At 30.5% G+C, this 1,218-nt stretch carries 3 protein-coding genes; 1 reads left to right on the top strand and 2 read right to left on the bottom strand.

All coding sequences use genetic code 11. The features are described from left to right. Positions 1 to 227, bottom strand: a 227-nt coding sequence (locus tag ACTG3S_RS08620; protein ID WP_439128952.1) for a CvpA family protein, incomplete at its 3' end; no start/stop codon positions are given. 84 nt (positions 228 to 311) lie between these two features. Between ACTG3S_RS08620 and ACTG3S_RS08615 the strand changes: the two genes are divergently transcribed. After that, positions 312 to 671, top strand: a complete 360-nt coding sequence (locus tag ACTG3S_RS08615; RefSeq protein ID WP_439128951.1) for a hypothetical protein — start codon at positions 312 to 314, stop codon at positions 669 to 671. Here ACTG3S_RS08615 and ACTG3S_RS08610 read toward each other — a convergent pair. Continuing rightward, a partial coding sequence (locus ACTG3S_RS08610) for an SDR family NAD(P)-dependent oxidoreductase (RefSeq protein ID WP_439128950.1) occupies positions 668 to 1,218 on the bottom strand: 551 nt, incomplete at its 5' end. The genes ACTG3S_RS08615 and ACTG3S_RS08610 overlap by 4 nt on opposite strands.

The following is a 1,218-nucleotide window of genomic DNA, read 5'->3' as shown; positions in this document are numbered from 1 at the left end:
ATTATGATAATAAAAGTACCTGCAAAGGCTGCTAAAGAAATATATTCTTCTGACCAAGATAAGGATTCTTTTAAAAAATCTCCTAAAAAATATGAAAAATGTATGGCTCCGTAAACACCACCAATCAATGCTACTAAAGATGCTACCTCTACAAAAAACCCTTTCATAATACCTCTTACAAAGCCAAATATTAGAAGAGCAGCAATAATAATATCAAAAATATTCATTAAAATAATTTTGGTAAACCTACATATTTTTTTTAAAATTTAAAAATAGGCATTGTATCTTTACTGCTTTAAAAATCAAATGGTATGCCAAAAATTAGTAACCTTAAAGAAATGTGGTCTTTGTTAGTAGAAAAACTAACCGACCAATTTGCAGATGGTGATGAATTAAATATAGACGGAATTATATATTTAATTGGTGTACAAGAATTAGGGCAAGGAAATAGAAAATTTAAAAAAGACGAAAAAGTAAATCTAATGCATATTGCTATTTGCAAGTTATTAGAACCCTACGGCTACTATGAGTTCGATTTTTTTGATGATGATGGTTGGCCACATTATAAAGTTCTAACAGAGCTACCAAATTTAAAACCAGGAGAACAAACTGTTTTAATGAAAGAAGCGATTGTAAATTATTTTGATGCATTGGGTTACTTTACTGACTAAGTTACACGCATTTTTCTTATCAAAATAGTAAATAATTTAGGGAAAAATCTTTTTACATACACACCCAATTTTTCTTTTGAGCCTGCAATATATACCTCTTCTTTTTGTTTTTCGATTGCTTTTATCATTAATGTTGCACAACGTTCTGCAGACATACCTTTTCCTGTAGCAACATCCATTTTACCCAGTGCAGTGCCATTTCCTGTAAGCGCATTTTTAGAAACATTCGTATTTATAAAACCAGGACAAATTAAGCTAACAATGATGTTATTTTGATGATTTTCTGCCCTTAAGCTATCAAAAAAACCATGCAATGCGTGTTTACTGGCAGCATAAGTAGATCTTAATGGCGTACCAATTTTACCAACAATACTTGTAGTAACCACAAACTGACCTTTTTTATTTGCAATAAAATGCGGTAAAATAGCTTTTGTTAATGCAACTGTGCCTAAATAATTAATATCTATGATGCGTTTGTCTACAGAGATTTGGGTTTCATTAACTAAAGAACGCTGGCTAATACCACCATTATTCACTAAAATATCTA

Origin of the sequence: Polaribacter sp. (assembly GCF_965656025.1) — a bacterium.
Taxonomy (GTDB): Bacteria; Bacteroidota; Bacteroidia; order Flavobacteriales; family Flavobacteriaceae; genus Polaribacter.
Note: the sequence above shows the minus strand (reverse complement) of the source record. Positions and strands in the feature narration are given on the sequence as shown.